Genomic DNA, 18,659 nt, shown 5'->3' on the forward strand with positions numbered 1-18,659 from the left:
GCGCGGCACCCCCCTCGGGTGCCGCGCTCCGTGTCCCCCGTCTCCCCCGTGTCCTCGGGGTGCCGCCTACTCGGCGGGCGCCACCGGCGCCAGCGTCCCCGTGCGGGCCGCCTTCGCGTACCAGTGGGCGCTCGACTTCGGCGTGCGGACCTGGGTCGCGTAGTCGACGTAGACCGCGCCGAAACGCTTCTCGTAGCCGTAGGCCCACTCGAAGTTGTCCAGCAGGGACCACAGGTAGTAGCCGCGGACGTCCGCCCCGTCGGCGATCGCGCGGTGCACGGCGGACAGATGGCCGTTCAGGTAGGCGATGCGCTCGGGGTCGTGGACCCGGCCTTCCGGGTCCGGCTTGTCGTCGTAGGCCGCGCCGTTCTCCGTGATGTACAGCGGCAGGCCCGGAGCCTCACGCGTGTACCGCATGATCAGCTCGTGCAGCCCGGTCGGGTCGATCGTCCAGCCCATCTCCGTGCGGTCGCCCGGCGTCTGGTGGAACATGACGTCGTCCGCGCCCGGCCAGGGGGAGTGCGCGCTGGAGCCGTGGCCGTCGGCGCGCGGCCCGTCCGCGGGCTCGGCGGCGGCCGAGACCAGCGTCGGCGTGTAGTAGTTGAGGCCGAGGGCGTCCAGCGGCTGGTGGATCAGCGCCAGATCGCCGTCCTGCACGTACGACCAGTCGGTGATCGACCGGGTCGCGGTGAACAGGGTCTGCGGGTAGGCGCCGTGCAGCATCGGGCCGTGGAAGACCCCGTTGGCCAGGTCGTCGATCCGCTGGGCCGCGTCCAGGTCCGCCGGGTCCTGCGAGACCGGCCGCACCGGGCAGGAGTTGAGGCTCACCGCGACCGAGTTGCGGGAGGGCATCACGGAACGCAGCGCCGAGGTGCCGAGCCCGTGCGCCAGGTTCAGGTGGTGCGCGGCGCGCAGGGCCGCCGCCGGGTCCGTACGGCCGGGGGCGTGCACCCCGGAGCCGTAGCCCAGGAAGGCGCTGCACCAGGGCTCGTTGAGCGTGATCCACTGCTCGACGCGGTCACCGAGGGCCTCGCCCACGATCTGCGCGTACTCGGCGAAGCGCAGCGCGGTCTCCCGCTCGGGCCAGCCGCCCGCGTCCTCCAGCTCCTGCGGCAGGTCCCAGTGGTAGAGGGTGACGGCCGGCTTGATGCCCTTCGACAGCAGCTCGTCGACCAGACGCCGGTAGAAGTCCAGGCCGCGCTGGACGGCGGGGCCCCGGCCGGTGGGCTGCACCCGCGACCAGGAGACGGAGAAGCGGTACGCGCCGAGGCCGAGGTCCGCCATCAGGGCCACGTCGTCGCGGTAGCGGTGATAGTGGTCGACAGCGATGTCACCGTGCTCGCCGCCGGCCGTCTTGCCAGGTGTGTGGCTGAAGGTGTCCCAGATGGACGGCGTCCGGCCGTCCTCCCGCACCGCGCCCTCGATCTGGTAGGCGGAGGTAGCCGCACCCCAGAGGAAGGCCGGAGGGAAACTCACGGGCGTTGCGGACTCAGGCATGGAAGCGCTCCCAAGGGGGTCGTGAAGACCGACGTGTTGGAGGTGGTCGGGAGGAGAGGGCGGGACGGAGGGGCCGAGGCTGCGGTGACCCGGCCCCCGGAAGGACGATCAGCCCTTGATCGCGCCCTGCATGATCCCGCCCACGATCTGCTTGCCGAACAGGAGGAAGGCGATGAGCAGCGGCAGTGTGCCCAGCAGCGCGCCCGCCATGATGACGGCCTGGTCGGGGATGTAGCCGGTGCCCAGCGAGTTGAGGGCGACCTGCACGGTCGGCTCCTGCTGGTTCAGGGCGATGATCGGCCACAGGAAGTCGTTCCAGGCCATCACGAACGTCAGCAGGCCGAGCACCGCCATCGCCGGGCGCGCCGCCGGGAAGACGACGTGCCAGACCACGCGCATGCTGTTCGCGCCGTCCACCCGTGCCGCCTCGATCAGTTCGGAGGGCAGGGCCTGCACCAGGTACTGGCGCATGAAGAACGTGCCGAAGGCGCTCACCAGGGTGGGCAGGATGACCGTCTGGAGCTGGTTGGACCAGCCGAGGTTGCTCATCCACAGGTACAGCGGTACGACGGCCAGTTGCGGCGGGATCATCATCGTGCCGATGGTGAGGAGCAGCAGCAGTCCGGAGAACCTGAACTTCAGCTTGGCGAAGGCGAACCCGGCGAGCGTGGAGAACACGACCGTGCCGAGGGTGATGGTCCCGGCGACGATCGTGGAGTTGACCATCGCGGTGCCGAGCCCGGCCTGGTCCCACGCGGTCTGGAGGTTCGAGAACAGGTTCCCGCCGAACCACAGCGGCGGCGGCGACTGCGCCAGGCGCGTGTTGTTGCGCGACGCGGCGATGGCCGTCCAGACCAGCGGAGCGAGCGAGACCAGGGCGAAGACGGTCAGGACGACATAGGTGACCGGGCCCGCGTGCAGCTGCTTGCCCGCGCCGAGCACCCGGCGGCGTCCGGGCTCCCGCTTGTCCTGCGCCGGCTTCGCGTCCTCCGGCGTGACAGTCAGTTCAGTCGTGGTCATTGGGATTTCCTCAGCCGTCGGGTGATCAGCAGGTTGATCGCGGCGATGATCAGCAGGATGAGGAACATCGTCCATGCGATCGCCGAGGCCTTGCCGAGGTTGCCGATGCCCCAGCCCTGGTCGTACATGTAGAGGCCGAGCGTCTGGTACTGGTGGGCGGAGCCGCCCTTCGAGCCGCTGACGCCGCCGAACAGGAGCGGTTCACCGAACAGCTGGGTCGCGCCGATGGTGGACACGACCACGGTGAACAGGATCGTCGGCCGCAGCATGGGGATCGTCACGTGGCGGAACTGCTGCCAGCGGCCGGCGCCGTCGAGCGCGGCCGACTCGTACAGGTCCGTGGGGATCGCCTGCATCGCGGCGAGGTAGATCAGCGCGTTGTAGCCGGTCCACCGCCAGATCACGATCGAGGAGACGGCGAACTGCGAACCCCAGTCGGACTCGCGCCAGTTGATCGGGTGGACGCCGACGAAGTGCAGCAGCCAGTTGACCATGCCGCCGTCCCACGAGTACAGCAGCGTGAAGACGAGCGTCGCCGCGGCCACCGAGGTGGCGTACGGGGTGAGCATCACGACCCGCCACGCGGTCGAGCCGCGCAGCCGGTAGTTGAGCAGGTGCGCGATCCCGAGGGCCATCAGCAGCTGCGGCACCGTGGAGATCACGCCGATGCTGAACGTGTTCTCCAGGGCGTTCCAGAAGAACTCCGAGGACAGCAGGTTCTTGTAATTGTCCAGACCCGCCCAGGTCTGGTGGTCGAGCCCGGAGAGCTGCACATTGTGCAGCGAGTACCAGGCCGTGTAGAGCAGGGGGAAGAGCCCGAAGGCTCCGAAGATGATGAAGAAGGGGGCGATGAATGCGTACGGCGACGCCTTCATGTCCCAGCGGTACAGCCGGCTGCGCCAGGAACCCGGGTCCTGCGCGGGCCTACCGCGTCCCTGAGCGCCCCGGGCCGCGCCCGGCTGTGAGCCGGGCGCGGCGTCGGCGCTCGTCGCGGGTTGCGCGAGAGCCTGCTTGGGGCTGGTCACTGGCCGAGCACGTCCTTGATCTCAGCCTTTGCCGCGTCCCAGCCCTGGGCCGGGGTCTTGCCCTTCTGCTCGACCTGGAGGATGCCGACGTCCGTGATCGCGGTGCCGATCGGCTGGTCCTTGGTGCCGAAGTACTGGACCGGGATGGTCTTCGCCGAGTCGCCGAAGATCTGGGTGATCGGCGCGTCGGAGAAGTAGGCCGTGGTGTCGGCGGCCGGCTTCAGGTTCGGGTACGCGGCCGGGGTCGACGGGAAGCTCGCCTGCTTGGCGAAGACCTTCGCCTGCTGCTCGGGCGCGGTCAGCCACTTGGCGAGGGCGACGGCTTCCTTCTGGTGCTTGCCCGCCACCGGGACACCGATGAACGAACCGCCCCAGTTGGCCGCGGTCGGCGCGGCCGCCACGTCCCACTTGCCCTTGCCCGAGTCACCGGACTTCTGCTCGATGTAGCCGATCATCCACGCGGGGCAGGCCACGGTCGCGAACGAGCCCTTGGCGAAGCCCTGGTCCCACGTCGGGTCGAACTGCTTGAGCTTCGCCGACATGTTGCTGGTCGCCACCTCCATGGCGGCGTTCCAGGACTTCTTGACACCCGTGGACTTGTCCCAGATGACGTTGCCGTCCTTGTCGTAGTACCGCTGGCTCTCGCCGCCGAGGGCCGCGTTGTAGACCGAGGAGGCGGAGTCCACGAACTTGGTGCCGCTGGGCGCCTTCTTCATGTAGTCCTTGCCGACGGCGACGTACTTGGACCAGTCGCCCTTCCACTGCGCGGCGAGCTTGGTGCGGTCCGTCTCCAGACCGGCCTTCGCGAACAGGTCCTTGCGGTAACAGATCGCCATCGGGCCGATGTCGGTGCCGAGCCCGATCGTCTTGCCGTCCTTGGTGGTGGCCTGGGCGGTCTTCCAGGGCAGCCACTGCGACTTGTCGACGTCCTTGCCGAGGTCGACGAACTTGTCGGCCTGGGTCTGGACGGCCTCGGTGATGTTGCCGACCTCGATCGCCTGGATGTCGTCGGTGCCGGAGCCGGCCTGGAGACGGGTGAGCGTCTTGGGCCAGTAGACGTCGGTACGAGTGGTGACGTTCTCCTTGATCGAGATGTTCGGGTGCAGCTTCATGTACTCGTCGTAGAGACCGGCTTCCTTGTAGCCGAACACTCCGAACGTGCCGATGGTCAGCTGCGTCTTGCCGCCGCCTCCGCCGTTCGAGTCCGACGAGCCGTCGTTCGAGTCCTTGGAGCAGCCGGCCAGCAGCCCTGCGGTCATCGCCGCGACAGCCGCGATGGCCGCCATTCTGCGGGACCGGCGGGTACTCGTACGCATTGCGTCCTCCTGTTGCCTGACGTGCCGACCCCCCGGCCAACTGCATTGGTGGCGCCCGTTGTTTCTCGCTGCGGCTCGGGCGGGGAACGTGCGGGTTGTGTATGTGTCAGGTACTGTGGGAGCGCTCCCACCAGTGATGTGTTGAAGAGTCGCTGGTTCGGGCGGGGGTGTCAAGGGTGGGGGAGCGGAGAGATGCGTTCAGTTATCGGCCTGTTAGCTGAAGATGTCATTCCGCCACATGGCCGGAAGCGTCTCACGGTCCGCCGGGGGCCCGGCGGGGAGCGGCCGGCACGGTGACGGCTCCCGGGTCGCGGCCCAGCGACGCGAGCCTCGTCGGACGAGGCTGTTAGATTCCAGGCCAACTTGGTGTCAACGGGAGGCGGAGGCCATGGCAGTCCACGGAGCGCGGGGCCGCAGCGGTGGGCGGCCGACCCTCGAAGAGGTGGCCGCGCGCGCGGGAGTGGGCCGTGGCACGGTCTCCCGGGTGATCAACGGGTCCCCGAGGGTCAGTGACGCGACCCGGGCCGCGGTCGAGGCCGCGGTCGCGGAGCTCGGGTACGTCCCGAACACGGCGGCCCGCGCCCTCGCGGCCAACCGCACGGACGCGATCGCCCTGGTCGTCCCCGAACCGGAGACCCGTTTCTTCGCGGAACCGTACTTCTCGGACATGCTGCGCGGTGTCGGTGCCGAACTCTCCGAGACCGAGATGCAGTTGCTGCTGATATTCGCGGGCAGCGACCGGGAGCGGCAGCGCCTGGCCCAGTATCTGGCGGCACACCGGGTGGACGGGGTCCTGCTGGTCTCGGTGCACGCCGACGACCCGCTCCCCGATCTGCTCTCCCAGCTGGAGATCCCGGCCGTGATCAGCGGCCGGCGCTCGGCGGAGGAGACGCTTCCGTCGGTGGACTCCGACAACTACGGCGGCGGCCGCGCGGCCGTGGAGCACCTCGTGTCCCGGGGGCGCCGCAGAATCGGCCACCTCGCGGGCCGTATGGACGTCTACGGCGCCCAGCGGCGTGTCGACGGCTACCGCCAGGGTCTGCGGGACGCGGGCCGCGAGGTGGACGAACGGCTGATCGTCCCCGGCGACTTCACCGAGGAGGGCGGCCGGCGTGCGATGAGCCTGCTGCTGGAGCGCTATCCCGACCTCGACGCGGTGTTCGCCGGCTCCGACGTCATGGCGGCGGGTGCGCGTCAGGTGCTGCGCGAGAGGGGCCGGCGCATCCCGGACGACGTGGCGCTCATCGGCTACGACGACTCCGCCATAGCCCGTCACATGGACCCGCCCCTGACCAGCGTCCGCCAGCCCATCGAGGAGATGGGCCGGGCCATGATCGACCTGCTCCTCGGCGAGATCGCGGACCGCCGCCCCGCGGCCTCCCGGGGCCTGGAGAAGCGCCAGCTGGTGCTGCCGGCCGAACTGGTGGTGCGGGCCTCGTCCTGAGACCCCGCGGGCCGCTCCGCGGGGGTCCCACCGGACGGGGGTCTCGTCCGGTGGGGGCCGTGGGCGTGTCGGCCGGGTTCGTACGGCTCGCCCGGCCGGGTCGTGTCCGGCGGGTCGTTCGTGTGTCGGACGGGGCGGGGGGCCGGATCGGCCCGGTCAGCGGTGGGGTGTCAGTTCCCAGCGGATCTCGCCGTCCTGGAGTTCGTCGGTCGCGGTGAGTCCCGCCGCCGCGGCGACGGCCGCCGACGCGTGGTGGACGGGGTGCACATGGGCGATCACCGTGTGGACGCCGTACGCCTCGATCACGTGCGCCACGAGCCACCCCGCCGCCTCCGTCGCGTAGCCGCGCCCCTGCCAGGGCGTGCCCACGACCCAGGCGACCTCGGCGGTCCCTCCCGAGACGGTCGCCTGGACCGTCCCGACGAGGGATCCCGTCGTACGGTCCCGCAGTACCCAGTTGCGCCACAGGACGCCGGGGTCGGGCGAGCCCGCGGCCAGGCGTTCGTACCGGGCCCGCAGTGCCTCGGGGGTGTCCGGCGTTCCGCCGATGAAGGTGTGCAGCGCCGGGTCCGACAGGACTCCGGCCATCTCCGCGGCATGCCCGGGGCGCAGCGGGAGGAGTTCGAGGCGGGCGGTGCCGGAGGGTTCGGTGGCGTGGGACACGAGGGGGAGCGTACGGGCCGCGGGGCCCGGGAACGCAATCAGCCGGTGACCTTTTCACAAGGTCACCGGCTGACTACTCAGGGTGAGTGACGGGACTTGAACCCGCGGCCACCTGGACCACAACCAGGTGCTCTACCAACTGAGCTACACCCACCATGTCCGGTCTTCGGGGTTTCCCTGACCGGCCGAGAAAAAGTGTACAGGGTTCTGAGGGGTGCTCGCGCACACCTTTTTCCGGGGCCCAGCAGGGCCCCGTCAAAGGCCTATTCGACGGGCAGGACGTGCCTGGCCGCGATGGTGCGGGCGGTGTCCGAGTCGGGGCCGGGCTGCGGGACGAAGATCGCCTCGCGGTAGTAGCGGAGCTCGGCGATGGACTCGCGGATGTCGGCCAGCGCGCGGTGGTTGCCGTTCTTCTCCGGGCTGTTGAAGTACGCCCGGGGGTACCAGCGGCGGGCCAGCTCCTTCACCGAGGAGACGTCCACGATCCGGTAGTGCAGGTAGCTCTCCAGCTCCGACATGTCGCGCAGCAGGAAGCCGCGGTCCGTGCCGACGGAGTTCCCGCAGAGCGGGGCCTTGCCCGGCTCCTTGACGTGCTCACGTACATAGGAGAGGACCTGCTCCTCGGCGTCCGCCAGGGTCGTGCCCCCGGCGAGCTCCTCCAGCAGGCCGGAGGCCGTGTGCATCTGGCGCACCACGTCCGGCATCGTCTCCAGGGCGGCGTCCGGCGGGCGGATCACGATGTCCACCCCTTCGCCGAGCACGTTCAGCTCAGAGTCGGTGACCAGCGCGGCCACTTCGATGAGCGCGTCATCCGACAGCGAGAGTCCGGTCATCTCGCAGTCGATCCACACCATGCGATCGTTCATGTGTCTCACCCTACGGCCCGCCCCCTCCCGTGGACCCGCCCGTGCGCCCCGCCGGGGCGGCGGATCGCTCCGGGCCGGGCCCGCATGCGAAGGGGCCCGCACCCGAAGGTGCGGGCCCCGCGTTCTTCCGCTGCCCTGCTACGGCGCGCTGCGCTGTCCGGGCAGGCTCGGCCTGCCGGCGGCGTACAGCTCCGCCCGTTCCCGCATCGCCTCCGCGGAGAGCGACGCCGCCGCGCCCAGGGCGCCGGCCGTGGCCGTGCGCCGGGTCTGCATCGGGACAGGGCCCGAGTGCTCCTGGTGCAGCGACGGCGGTGGTCCGATCTGGCCCGCCGGACCGTCCGGATCCGTGGACCGGTCGGCCTGCGGCCTGCGGGCACGGTACGCCGCCCGGTACGCGGCCGGGGAGGACCCCAGCTGCCGCCGGAAGTGGCCCCGCAGCGCGACCGGAGACCGGAAGCCGCAGCGGCCCGCGACCTCGTCCACCGAGTAGTCGGACGTCTCCAGGAGACGCTGCGCCTGGAGCACGCGCTGAGTGATCAGCCACTGCAGCGGAGCGCTTCCGGTCAGCGAGCGGAACCGGCGGTCGAACGTACGGCGGCTCATGTATGCGCGAGCCGCCAGCGTCTCCACGTCGAACTGCTCGTGCAGATGCTCCAGCGCCCAGGCGACGACCTCCGCGAGGGGGTCGGCGCCGATCTCCTCCGGCAGTGACCGGTCGAGATAGCGCTCCTGTCCTCCGCTGCGCCGCGGAGGGACCACCAGGCGCCGGGCGAGCGCGCCGGCCGCCTCGTTGCCGTGGTCCGTCCGCACGATGTGCAGACAGAGGTCGATTCCGGCCGCCGTGCCCGCCGACGTCAGTACGTCGCCGTCGTCCACGAAGAGCTCGCGCGGGTCGACGTGCACCGACGGATAGCGCTTGGCCAGCGTCGGGGCGTACATCCAGTGGGTGGTCGCCGGACGGCCGTCCAGTAAGCCGGCCGCGGCGAGCACGAAGGCGCCGGTGCACAGCCCGACTATGCGGGCGCCTTCCTCATGGGCGCGGCGCAGTGCGTCGAGCGCCTCCTCCGGTGGTGGCGAGGTGATCGACCGCCAGGCGGGCACGACGACCGTGCCTGCCCTGGAGATCGCTTCCAGGCCATGTGGTGCTGTGAGTTCCAGGCCCCCTGTGGTCCGCAGCGGGCCTTCCTCGCCGGCACACACCAGTAGGCGGTAGCGCGGCACGCCGGCGTCCTGGCGGTCAATCCCGAACACCGACAGCGGTATGGAACTCTCGAAAATGGGGCCGCCGCTGAACAGCAGCACCGCGACGATCTCCTTGCGGCGTCGCCCGGACAGTTTCCGGGCCGCGGTTTCCGGCGCGGCAGTGGAGTCGTGGCTCATCCTGCTAAGCCCCCCTCGGTGGTCGCGGCTCCTCGGTCGTGTCGCTCCTGCACGTTTCCCCTCGGTCCTGCACGAGTTCCCCCGCCGTAAGACAAGATCGAATCTACTGTGTCCCGTGGCGCCAAGGTGACCAGTTCGGTACTCCGCAGAATGTCGACATGGCAACTTGGCGTGAAGCATTCGATCACGAAGCGTTGCACTCGTGGGCGTCGCAGGGAAGTGCGCCTTGTGGCAGTGGCCAATCCACGTAGGGTGCGCGCGCCCGCCGTACCCCTTTAGGTGCAGGTGGAACGGGGGTTGGGGGGTCGTTCGAGCAAGGGATGAGCCACTACCGGAAGTTGGCTGAAAAGAAGCGTAGGTGTACGCGCAAACCGGTCAGTCGACCCGCTTGTTCCCCGCACTGTGACGTGCGCCTCGGTGAACCCCCGTGCCGCTCGCGCCCCATGGGCCGACCCTCGGTCCCACCGTCCCCGCGCGTCCCCGGGACCGGGCGTTCCCCGTGTTCCCCGGGCCGGGCCTTCCATGCCGTCCGTGCTGCTGCGGGGCGTGCCGGCGCGCGGCCGGACGTGCCGGGTCCCGGTGTTCACCGGCCGGGAGCGACGCCCCCCTCTCGCACCGCCGCAGCAGGATCACGCAGACTCCGGTCAACGCCGCGAGCCCGAGGGCCGTACCGGCCGCTCCGGCGAGCGAATCGCCGTAGCAGAGGAGGACCACCGGGACCACGGCACAGCTGAAGGCCGCCCAGCGGACCACCTCGGTCACCGTGCCCGCGGCCGGGGGTGCCGGGGCGCGTGGGGCGGAGCGTGTTCCCGATCGCGATCCGGAGCGTGATCCCCGGGGCGCGGCGGTGGGTGCGGCGGGCCGGCGTGAGGGGGCGGAGCGGGCCGGCGGGACGGTGGGGGCGGACGGTGCGGGGCGCCGGGGGGAGCCGTCGGGTCCGGACACGTGCTGCTCCCTGATGCTCCGGTGTTCTCCGTGCTGTCCACGGCGTGCGCTGTCGGCGGCGGGCCCTCTCCGCGGCGGCCGCCACCCCTTCAACGCGTGTTCGACCCGCCGGTCACTGCCCGGCCGGCGGGGCACCCGTCCGGAAGGGGGCCGCCCGGTCCGCTCGCGCGCCGGAACCGCCCGTTCCCCGGGGGTCGCTGCAAATTCACGCGGTGTCCTGCGCAAACCGCCTGTACGGGGCAGCAACCATTGCGTTACGGGCGCCCTCTCGTGCATGCTCCCTGGAATGCCGCGTAAGGCGCGCGGGATCTGGGCAGAGGAGGCGTGCCGCCGTACCCTTGGGGGTATGGGGTTGGGAAGATGTTTCCCAGACACAGCTCTGCCGTTCGTTGTCGTCCCCACCACGAGGATCCAGACGCCGAGACACCCATGGCCGGTCACGAATTCTTCGATCCCGCGGACCGCAAGCGCCCGCTCGCCGATCCCACGGCGGCCGAGCCCCTGGCGGCGGAAGAACCCCGCCACTCCTGCGATCCCGCCTTCAAGCACGGCGTCGTCGTCGGTTTCGACGGCTCGACGTCCAGCGAGCGCGCCCTCGCCTACGCGATCGGGATGGCCCATCGCTCGGGCTCCGGCCTGATCATCGTCCATGTGGCCAACCGGCTGCCCACCACGGTGTGGGCCGGCTGCGAACCGCCCGTGTTCGTCGACGTCCCCGACCACCGCACCGAGGTGCTGGGCCTTGAACTCGCCTGCGCCGAGTACCTCTCCGAGGTGCCCTGGATCCTCGTCGAGCGTGGCGGGGACATCTGCCACGAACTCGAGGAAGTGGGCCGGGAGTACGAGGCGGACGCGATAGTGGTGGGCTCCACGCACGGCATCGTCGGGCGCATCTTCGGCTCGGTCGCGGGACGCCTCGCCAAGCGCGCCAAGCGCCCCGTCATCGTCATTCCCTGACGCCCCTCCCCTCCCGCGCGCCCCGGTGTTCACCCTCCGTTCGGTGAGTGAACCTACCGGCGCGTAGAGGTGTTTGTGCCTTTGTGAAGGGCATATATCCGGACGCCGGTCCTACGCGGCGACCGGTACGGCGCAGCACAACTGCACAGGCATGAAGGGAGCCCGCCGTGGACAACGACGTCTCTGCGGGAAGCACCACCAGCATCGTAGGAAGACTCGCGCTCGGTGTGACCCTGCTGGCTTTCGGCCTCGGGTACACCGGCCTGATCGACGGGGTGACGGCGGCTGACGCCGTGTCACTGGCCCATTACGTGGGCGGAGTAGCGCTCTTCGTCGCCGGTCTGCTCGCCTTCCGCGACCGTGACACGGCCAACGGCACGGCCTTCACCGGGCTCGGCGCCCTCTGGTTCACCTGGGCCGTCTCGGCCGGCGGCCAGGTCTCCGACAACGCGGCGGGACTCTTCCTGCTGCTCTTCGCGCTCGTCGTGCTCTCGCTCGCCCTCGCGGGCGGGGACACCCTCGGGCAGGGCACCTACGGGCTGTTCTTCGTCTCCCTGGTGCTGCTCGCCGTGGGCCGCTTCGCGGACAGCGGCGGCCTGGGCAAGGCCGGCGGCTGGTTCGCCGTCGCGGCCGGCGCCGTCGCCTGGTACGCGGCGACCGCGGCTCTGGCCCACTGGCCCACAGCGCTTCCGCGACGCGCCGCCGGCCGGGGGGTGACGGCCACCGGCTGACCCCGGCGCGGGCCGGGGTATTGGGCGACTCCGGCCCCTCGAAGAACGATCCCCGTGCGCGGGTGGTGCGCACGGGGACCGTTCATGTCCGGCCGCCGGCCGGGGACTTGCGCGGCGGGGGGACGGGAGGGGCGGACCGCCGGCAGGCGGCCCGCCCGGTGGTGTCTATTCGACGGTGACCGACTTGGCGAGGTTGCGCGGCTTGTCGATGTCCCGGCCGAGCGCGAGCGCCGTGTGGTAGGCGAGGAGCTGGAGCGGGATGCCCATCAGGATCGGGTCGAGCTCGTCCTCGTTCTTCGGGACGACGATCGTCTGGTCGGCCTTCTCCTGGTGCTGGTGCGCCACGGCGAGGATCTGGCCGCTGCGGGCCTTGATCTCCTCCAGGGCGGCGCGGTTCTTCTCCAGCAGGTCGTCGTCGGGGACGATCGCCACGGTGGGCAGCGCCGGCTCGATGAGCGCCAGCGGACCGTGCTTGAGCTCGGAGGCCGGGTAGGCCTCGGCGTGGATGTACGAGACCTCCTTGAGCTTCAGCGAGGCCTCACGGGCCACCGGGTAGCCCCGGACACGGCCGATGAAGAGCATCGAGCGGGCCTCGGCGTACTGCTCGGCCAGCTTCTTGATCTCGTCCTCCTGCTCCAGGATCTCGGCGATCTGGGCAGGGAGGCGGCGCAGGCCCTCGATGATCCGCTTGCCGTCGCGGACCGACAGGTCCCGGGTGCGGCCGAGGTGCAGGGCGAGCAGCGCGAAGGCGACGGTGGTGTTGGTGAAGCACTTCGTCGAGACGACGCAGACCTCGGGACCGGCGTGCACGTACATGCCGCCGTCCGCCTCGCGGGCGATAGCCGAGCCGACGACGTTGACGACACCGAGCACCCGGGCGCCCTTGCGCTTGAGCTCCTGCACGGCGGCCAGCACGTCGTACGTCTCACCGGACTGGGAGACCGCGATGTAGAGGGTGTCGGGGTCGACGACCGCGTTGCGGTAGCGGAACTCGGAGGCCGGCTCGGCGTCCGCGGGGATCCGGGCCAGCTCCTCGATCATCTGGGCGCCGATCATGCCCGCGTGGTACGAGGTGCCGCAGCCGAGGATCTTCACGCGGCGCACGGCGCGCGCGTCACGGGCGTCCAGGTTCAGACCGCCGAGGTGGACGGTCGAGAACCGGTCGTCGATCCGGCCGCGCAGCACCCGGTCCACGGCCTCGACCTGCTCGTGGATCTCCTTGTGCATGTACGTGTCGTGGCCGCCCATGTCGTAGGAGGCGGCCTCCCACTCGACGGTGGTCGGCTCGGACGTGGTCCGGGTGCCCTCGGTGGTGTACGTCCGGAAGTCGTCGGCCTTGAGCGTGGCCATCTCGCCGTCGTCCAGCGTGACTATCTGGCGGGTGTGGGTGACCAGGGCGGCGATGTCCGAGGCGACGAACATCTCCTTCTCGCCGATGCCGAGCACGACGGGGGAGCCGTTGCGGGCCACCACGATGCGGTCGGGGAAGTCGGCGTGCATCACCGCGATGCCGTAGGTGCCCTCGATGACGCGCAGCGCCTCGCGGACCTTGTCCTCCAGCTTCTCCTGCTGGGAGCGGGCGACCAGGTGGGTGAGCACCTCGGTGTCCGTCTCGGAGAGGAACTCGACACCGTCGGCCTCGAGCTTCTTGCGCAGGTCGGAGGCGTTGTCGATGATGCCGTTGTGGACGACCGCGACCTTGTTGTCGGCCGACATGTGGGGGTGCGCGTTCACGTCGGAGGGGGCGCCGTGCGTGGCCCAGCGGGTGTGGGCGATGCCGGTGGTGCCGGCGAAACGCTTGGGGACCTTCACCTCGAGGTCGCGGACGCGGCCCTTCGCCTTGACCATCTTCAGGCCGGCCGACTTGGGCGAGGTCACGACTATGCCCGCCGAGTCGTAGCCGCGGTACTCCAGGCGCTGAAGGCCTTCGAGGAGCAGCGGGGCGACATCACGCCTGCCGATGTATCCGACGATTCCACACATACAGGTGTATTCCCTCAGCCGTAAACGATGCGTCGAAGCTGCCTGAGCGTGAGCTCCGGCGGCGCGACCGCGCGATATTTCAGCTCCGCCTCGATCCGCTCGAAGATCGACTCGTTCACCAGGCCCTGGGCCTGGAGCTCGCGGTGGCGGCGGCGGACGAACTCCTGGGCGGTCTCGTCGAAGTAGGCGAGAACGTCCTGGACCACCCGCAGCGCCTCGCCCCGGTTCAGGGGGGTCGACCGCGTCAGATGATCAACGAGTTCGTCGTGCACCCGTTGATCCTGGGGCACCGGAAGACGATTCGCAAGAATCTTGCCCGATATCGGGCAAGGCGGTGTTGGTTCTCTTATGGGTCGCTGTTTACAGACTGTCCATCCGGCGTCTTGTGTCGCGTCGATTGCTGAGAGCAACTTCTGGTGCCATGGACACTCCACGCATGGGCGTACCCGAGCGGCTCGCCGAGAAGATGACCATGGCCGAGCAGCACGAGTACCTTCGCGCCAAGTTCTCGCGGCGCAACATGATCAGAGGCGGCGCCGTGACCATCGGCGCCGTCGCGGGCGGGGCCTTCGTGCCCGGCGTCGCACAGGCAGCCGCGCCGGCGCAGCGGACCGCCGCCCCCGTCTCCGCGGCGAAGGTCGACGGCGCGCTCGTCGCCCCCTTCGGCCGCCACCTCGCCTTCGGCAACGACCCGCGCACCGAGATGACCGTCTCCTGGCAGGTGCCGGCCGCGGTCAGCAAGCCCTACATCCGCATCGGCGCCCACCCCTGGGACCTCTCGCGCAAGATCGAGGCCGAGGTGCGCACCCTCTACACCCCGGCCGGCGTGGGCGCCAGCGGCGACCACACCCAGTACTACCTGCACGCCAAGCTCACCCACCTGCGCCCCGGCAGGACCTACTACTACGGCGTCGGCCACGCCGGCTTCGACCCGGCCGAGCCCCGCCTCCTCGGCACGCTCGGCACCTTCACCACCGCGCCCGACCGCGCCGAGCCCTTCACCTTCACCGCCTTCGGCGACGAGGGCGTCGGCTACCACGGCCTCGCCAACGACGCCCTGCTCCTCGCCCAGAACCCGTCCTTCCACCTGCACGCCGGCGACATCGCGTACGCGGACCCGGCGGGCCAGGGCAAGACCGCCGACACCGGCTTCGACTCGCGCATCTGGGACCAGTTCCTCGCCCAGACCGAGACGGTCGCCAAGCAGGTGCCGTGGATGCCGGCCTACGGCAACCACGACATGGAGGCCTGGTACTCGCCCAACGGCTACGGCGGCGAGGAGGCCCGCTGGACGCTTCCGGACAACGGCCCCGACAAGGCCAACCTGCCCGGCGTCTACTCCTTCGTCCACGGCAACACGGCGATCATCTCGCTCGACGCCAACGACATCTCCTTCGAGATCCCGGCCAACCTCGGCATCTCCGGCGGCACCCAGACCAAGTGGCTGGAGACGCAGCTCAAGAGGTACCGGGCGTCGAAGGACATCGACTTCGTCGTGATCTTCTTCCACCACTGCGCGTACTGCACCTCCACGGCGCACGCCTCGGAGGGGGGCGTGCGACAGGAGTGGGTGCCGCTGTTCGAGAAGTACGGCGTCGACCTGGTGATCAACGGCCACAACCACCAGTACGAGCGCACCGACGTCATCAAGGGCGGCGCGGTCACCAAGAAGCTCCCGATCGGCGGCACGGCGTACACCGAGACCGAGGGCGTCGTGTACGTGACGGCGGGCGCGGCCGGCCGCAGCCTCTACGCGTTCAGCGCCCCGGAGTCCTACGAGGGCAAGGAGAACGAGGTCGAGTCCGTCGCCTCCTTCGTCAACCTCAAGGACGGCAAGCAGAACGAGACGGTCACCTGGTCGCGCGTGCGCTACCTGAACTACTCGTTCCTGCGCGTCGACGTCCAGCCCGCCCCGAAGGGACGCCTGGCCACCCTGACGGTCCGCGGCATCGCCGAGACCGGAGCCGAGGTCGACCGCTTCACGATCGCGCGCCGCGCCAAGTAGCCCCCGGGCCCGGGTGAGCGGGAGACCGCCCGCCCGGCCGCGGGCGGGCACCAGGTGCACCCGGAAGGCGGGGCGCACCGGCTGCCGGGCCGGCGGCGGCTCCCGAGGGCGGCGGTCCTCCCGCGTCGGATCTACAGACGCTTGAGGACCGCCTGCTTGGCCAGCGTGAACTCCTCGTCCGTCAGGACGCCCTCCTTGTGCAGCTCGCCCAGTTCGCGCAGCCTGCGCAGGAGGGCGTCGTGGTCGGCCTCGGGACCCGGCGCGGGCGCAGCCGTCTCCAGGGCCGGCGGTCCGTCCGGCCGGGCCTCACCGGGCGCCGCCGGATGCGGCAGCCTCGCCTGCACGGCCGCCGCGACCAGCGCCATCAGCGGGTCCCTCTTGAAGCCCCACAGCTCCACCGAGTTGGGGTCGTACTTCGGCGGCGCCTGGGTGTCGCCCCCGCGCACGCTGAAGCGCAGACAGCCGTTCTCCAGCCCGGCCGCCGGCCGCCACTCGACGGCCGTGATGTCGCCGAGGGCCAGGGTCCGCGCACCCGACGCCGACTTCGCGTCCTCCGTCTTCCAGTTCCACTCCAGACGTACGCGATCGCCGTCGAAGCTCGCCGTGCCGTCACCGGCGGACGCGGACACCGGCACCGCCGGGCCCGGCAGCAGATAGCCGTCCACCGGGCCGGAGGGGACCTCGTCCAGGAGCAGCGCACCCCGGACCTCGTCCGCGAAGTACTCGGCGACCCCGAGCCGGTCGGCCTCCACCGTGAGCTGGTACGGGTCGTTCGGCTCCGCGAGCAGTCCGCCGGTCGCCTGGAGCAACGGGTCCGCGCCGTCGCGCAGCCGCAGTCTGAGCCGTCCCGCCCTTCTCCCCTGCTCCAGCGAGACACCCGCCAACGCGCCCAGCGGTACGGTGAGTTCACCCAGGGTGCGGCGCAACAGGCTGACGTTCTTGTCCCGCCCGGGGGTCAGCCGCAGCGCGTCCCCGTCGAAGATCCACGTGCCGTCCCGCTGGATGATTTCCGCCATGCAGGGGATTGTTCCACCGCGATTGCGGCAGAGTGGTCTCGACCAATCAGGCGTATCCGCCGGACATGACCGCCGGACGCCCTGACCGGAAGGGAGCGCATGTGAGACCGCACCACAGAACGCCCCGCCTTCTCGGAACGCTGCTGCTCGTGGCGGCGGCCGGCATCTCCCTCGTCGGCGCGGCCCCGCACCTGAAGGCCACCGCCGTCCCCCTGGGCCGGGTCGTCCCGGCCCCCGCCTCCGTCACCCCCGGCGGATCCCCGTACCGCATCACCGCCGACACCCGCATCCGCGTCGAGGACACCCCCGCGGTCCGCGCGGTCGGCACCTACCTCGCCGGCGTCCTGCGGCCCTCGACCGGATACCGGCTGCCGGTCACCGCGCACGGCTCCGGAGGGATCCGCCTCCGGCTCGGCGGCAAGGGGCTCGGCGAGGAGGGCTACCGCCTCGACAGCGGCGCCTCCGGCGTCACCGTCACGGCCGGCCGGCCCGCCGGTCTCTTCCACGGCGTGCAGACGCTGCGCCAGCTGCTGCCCGCCGCCGTCGAGCGGAAGTCCGTCCAGCGCGGCCCCTGGCAGATCGCCGGCGGCACCATCAGGGACACCCCGCGCTACGCCTACCGCGGCGCCATGCTCGACGTCTCCCGGCACTTCTTCACCGTGGCGCAGGTCGAGCGGTACATCGACGAACTGGCCCTGTACAAGGTCAACAAGCTGCATCTGCACCTGAGCGACGACCAGGGCTGGCGCATCGCCGTCGACTCCTGGCCCGAGCTGGCGGCCCACGGCGGCTCCACCGAGGTCGGCGGCGGCACGGGCGGCTTCTACACGAAGGCCGACTACCGCGCGATCGTCCGGTACGCCGCCTCCCGCTATCTGGAGGTCGTCCCGGAGATCGACATGCCCGGGCACACCAACGCGGCCCTGTCCTCGTACGCGGGTCTGAACTGCGACGGGACCGCGCCGCCGCTCTACACCGGCACCGACGTCGGCTTCAGCTCGCTGTGCGTCGGCAAGCCGCTGACGTACGCCTTCGTGGACGACGTGATCCGCGAGCTGGCCGCGCTCACCCCCGGCCCGTACCTCCACATCGGCGGCGACGAGGCGCACTCCACCAGCCACGCCGACTACGTGACCTTCATGGACAAGGTCCAGCCGATCGTCGCGAAGTACGGCAAGAAGGTGATGGGCTGGCACCAGCTGACCGGGGCCACCCCGGCCAAGGGGGCCCTCGCGCAGTACTGGGGGCTCGACGACACCGGCGCGGAGGAGAAGGCTCAGGTCGCCGCGGCCGCGCGGAACGGGACCGGGCTCGTGCTGTCGCCCGCGGACCGGCTCTACCTGGACATGAAGTACACCGCCGACACCCCGCTCGGCCAGGACTGGGCCGGTCTCGTGGAGGTGCGGCGGGCCTACGACTGGGACCCGGGCAGCTACCTTCCCGGGGTCCCGGCCTCGGCCGTCAAGGGCGTCGAGGCGCCGCTGTGGACGGAGACGATCGTGACCTCCGCCGACATCGACGTCATGGCGTTCCCGAGGCTGCCGGGGGCCGCCGAGCTCGGCTGGTCCCCGGCCTCGACGCACGACTGGGACACCTACAAGGTGCGGCTCGCCGCCCAGGCGCCCCGCTGGGACGCCCTGGGCATCGGCTACTACCGCTCGCCCCAGGTCCCCTGGCCCGCCCGTTAGCGGATCGGGCGGAAAGCCGACGGGCGCCCCGGAGGACCGTCTCCGGGGCGCCCGCCCCTCTCGGGGGCTCCGGGCGGAGCCCCGGCCCCGTGCTCAGAACCCGGGGAGCGGGGGCTTCAGGGT

The 18,659-nt window shown here is 70.8% G+C and carries 15 protein-coding genes and 1 tRNA gene; 5 read left to right on the forward strand and 11 right to left on the reverse strand.

Annotated elements, in window-relative coordinates; all coding sequences use genetic code 11:
- Window positions 1–66: 66 nt before the first annotated feature.
- The 4 genes from ACFWI4_RS32330 to ACFWI4_RS32345 form a co-directional block, all read right to left on the reverse strand.
- Window positions 67–1,497 carry a GH1 family beta-glucosidase gene (locus ACFWI4_RS32330; RefSeq protein WP_387203573.1) on the reverse strand — a complete coding sequence of 477 codons (1,431 nt, stop codon included), beginning with the start codon at window positions 1,495–1,497 and terminating at the stop codon, window positions 67–69.
- Window positions 1,498–1,605: 108 nt separating this feature from the next.
- Window positions 1,606–2,517 carry a carbohydrate ABC transporter permease gene (locus ACFWI4_RS32335; RefSeq protein ID WP_385407181.1) on the reverse strand — a complete coding sequence of 304 codons (912 nt, stop codon included), beginning with the start codon at window positions 2,515–2,517 and terminating at the stop codon, window positions 1,606–1,608.
- Window positions 2,514–3,542 (reverse strand): carbohydrate ABC transporter permease, encoded by a 1,029-nt coding sequence (locus ACFWI4_RS32340; RefSeq protein ID WP_385407179.1) that lies wholly within the window; start codon window positions 3,540–3,542, stop codon window positions 2,514–2,516. The genes ACFWI4_RS32335 and ACFWI4_RS32340 overlap by 4 nt, the downstream gene beginning before the upstream one ends.
- Window positions 3,539–4,858, reverse strand: a complete 1,320-nt coding sequence (locus tag ACFWI4_RS32345; RefSeq protein ID WP_387203578.1) for an ABC transporter substrate-binding protein — start codon at window positions 4,856–4,858, stop codon at window positions 3,539–3,541. The genes ACFWI4_RS32340 and ACFWI4_RS32345 overlap by 4 nt, the downstream gene beginning before the upstream one ends.
- A 388-nt stretch (window positions 4,859–5,246) precedes the next feature.
- Between ACFWI4_RS32345 and ACFWI4_RS32350 the strand changes: the two genes are divergently transcribed.
- Complete coding sequence (locus ACFWI4_RS32350; protein WP_387203581.1) at window positions 5,247–6,302, forward strand: LacI family DNA-binding transcriptional regulator; 1,056 nt, start codon at window positions 5,247–5,249, stop codon at window positions 6,300–6,302.
- Window positions 6,303–6,458: 156 nt separating this feature from the next.
- Here the strand turns inward: ACFWI4_RS32350 and ACFWI4_RS32355 are convergent, their stop codons facing one another.
- The 4 genes from ACFWI4_RS32355 to ACFWI4_RS32370 all read right to left on the reverse strand — a co-directional run bounded on the left by ACFWI4_RS32355 (window position 6,459) and on the right by ACFWI4_RS32370 (window position 9,211).
- Complete coding sequence (locus ACFWI4_RS32355; RefSeq protein WP_387203584.1) at window positions 6,459–6,965, reverse strand: GNAT family N-acetyltransferase; 507 nt, start codon at window positions 6,963–6,965, stop codon at window positions 6,459–6,461.
- A gap of 81 nt (window positions 6,966–7,046) precedes the next feature.
- Window positions 7,047–7,119, reverse strand: a tRNA-His gene (locus ACFWI4_RS32360).
- Between the two features lie 109 nt (window positions 7,120–7,228).
- Window positions 7,229–7,831 (reverse strand): oligoribonuclease, encoded by a 603-nt coding sequence (orn, locus tag ACFWI4_RS32365; protein WP_385407166.1) that lies wholly within the window; start codon window positions 7,829–7,831, stop codon window positions 7,229–7,231.
- Window positions 7,832–7,969: 138 nt separating this feature from the next.
- Window positions 7,970–9,211, reverse strand: a complete 1,242-nt coding sequence (locus tag ACFWI4_RS32370) for a helix-turn-helix domain-containing protein (protein ID WP_387203587.1) — start codon at window positions 9,209–9,211, stop codon at window positions 7,970–7,972.
- Between the two features lie 1,374 nt (window positions 9,212–10,585).
- On the opposite strand from ACFWI4_RS32370, the gene ACFWI4_RS32375 reads away from it, so the two are divergent.
- On the forward strand, window positions 10,586–11,113 hold the full coding sequence (locus tag ACFWI4_RS32375) for a universal stress protein (RefSeq protein ID WP_037619095.1): 528 nt from the start codon (window positions 10,586–10,588) through the stop codon (window positions 11,111–11,113).
- 167 nt (window positions 11,114–11,280) lie between these two features.
- Window positions 11,281–11,844, forward strand: a complete 564-nt coding sequence (locus ACFWI4_RS32380; protein ID WP_385407158.1) for a GPR1/FUN34/YaaH family transporter — start codon at window positions 11,281–11,283, stop codon at window positions 11,842–11,844.
- 165 nt (window positions 11,845–12,009) lie between these two features.
- Here the strand turns inward: ACFWI4_RS32380 and glmS are convergent, their stop codons facing one another.
- Window positions 12,010–13,827 (reverse strand): glutamine--fructose-6-phosphate transaminase (isomerizing), encoded by a 1,818-nt coding sequence (gene glmS, locus ACFWI4_RS32385; RefSeq protein ID WP_385407156.1) that lies wholly within the window; start codon window positions 13,825–13,827, stop codon window positions 12,010–12,012.
- A gap of 14 nt (window positions 13,828–13,841) precedes the next feature.
- Complete coding sequence (locus tag ACFWI4_RS32390) at window positions 13,842–14,099, reverse strand: hypothetical protein (RefSeq protein WP_385407188.1); 258 nt, start codon at window positions 14,097–14,099, stop codon at window positions 13,842–13,844.
- Window positions 14,100–14,263: 164 nt separating this feature from the next.
- Between ACFWI4_RS32390 and ACFWI4_RS32395 the strand changes: the two genes are divergently transcribed.
- Window positions 14,264–15,832, forward strand: a complete 1,569-nt coding sequence (locus ACFWI4_RS32395; RefSeq protein WP_387203591.1) for a purple acid phosphatase family protein — start codon at window positions 14,264–14,266, stop codon at window positions 15,830–15,832.
- A 131-nt stretch (window positions 15,833–15,963) separates the two neighbouring features.
- On the opposite strand, the gene ACFWI4_RS32400 is transcribed toward ACFWI4_RS32395, so the two are convergent.
- Complete coding sequence (locus tag ACFWI4_RS32400) at window positions 15,964–16,848, reverse strand: DUF4429 domain-containing protein (protein WP_387203594.1); 885 nt, start codon at window positions 16,846–16,848, stop codon at window positions 15,964–15,966.
- Between the two features lie 65 nt (window positions 16,849–16,913).
- Here ACFWI4_RS32400 and ACFWI4_RS32405 point away from each other — a divergent pair, with 65 nt between their 5' ends.
- Entirely contained in the window at window positions 16,914–18,536 is a 1,623-nt protein-coding gene (locus ACFWI4_RS32405) for a beta-N-acetylhexosaminidase (RefSeq protein ID WP_387203597.1), read from the forward strand.
- The last annotated feature ends 123 nt before the right edge of the window (window positions 18,537–18,659 follow it).

The organism is Streptomyces sp. NPDC127038 (assembly GCF_042725875.1).
Taxonomy (GTDB): Bacteria; Actinomycetota; Actinomycetes; order Streptomycetales; family Streptomycetaceae; genus Streptomyces.

What these genes read in the sequence shown, in the direction of transcription:
- ACFWI4_RS32330 (WP_387203573.1), bottom strand. Translation starts at nt 1,497, where the DNA reads ATGCCTGAGTCCGCAACGCCCGTGAGTTTCCCTCCGGCCTTCCTCTGG.
- ACFWI4_RS32335 (WP_385407181.1), bottom strand. Translation starts at nt 2,517, where the DNA reads ATGACCACGACTGAACTGACTGTCACGCCGGAGGACGCGAAGCCGGCG.
- ACFWI4_RS32345 (WP_387203578.1), bottom strand. Translation starts at nt 4,858, where the DNA reads ATGCGTACGAGTACCCGCCGGTCCCGCAGAATGGCGGCCATCGCGGCT.
- ACFWI4_RS32350 (WP_387203581.1), top strand. Translation starts at nt 5,247, where the DNA reads ATGGCAGTCCACGGAGCGCGGGGCCGCAGCGGTGGGCGGCCGACCCTC.
- orn (WP_385407166.1), bottom strand. Translation starts at nt 7,831, where the DNA reads ATGAACGATCGCATGGTGTGGATCGACTGCGAGATGACCGGACTCTCG.
- ACFWI4_RS32370 (WP_387203587.1), bottom strand. Translation starts at nt 9,211, where the DNA reads ATGAGCCACGACTCCACTGCCGCGCCGGAAACCGCGGCCCGGAAACTG.
- ACFWI4_RS32375 (WP_037619095.1), top strand. Translation starts at nt 10,586, where the DNA reads ATGGCCGGTCACGAATTCTTCGATCCCGCGGACCGCAAGCGCCCGCTC.
- glmS (WP_385407156.1), bottom strand. Translation starts at nt 13,827, where the DNA reads ATGTGTGGAATCGTCGGATACATCGGCAGGCGTGATGTCGCCCCGCTG.
- ACFWI4_RS32395 (WP_387203591.1), top strand. Translation starts at nt 14,264, where the DNA reads ATGGGCGTACCCGAGCGGCTCGCCGAGAAGATGACCATGGCCGAGCAG.
- ACFWI4_RS32400 (WP_387203594.1), bottom strand. Translation starts at nt 16,848, where the DNA reads ATGGCGGAAATCATCCAGCGGGACGGCACGTGGATCTTCGACGGGGAC.
- ACFWI4_RS32405 (WP_387203597.1), top strand. Translation starts at nt 16,914, where the DNA reads ATGACCGCCGGACGCCCTGACCGGAAGGGAGCGCATGTGAGACCGCAC.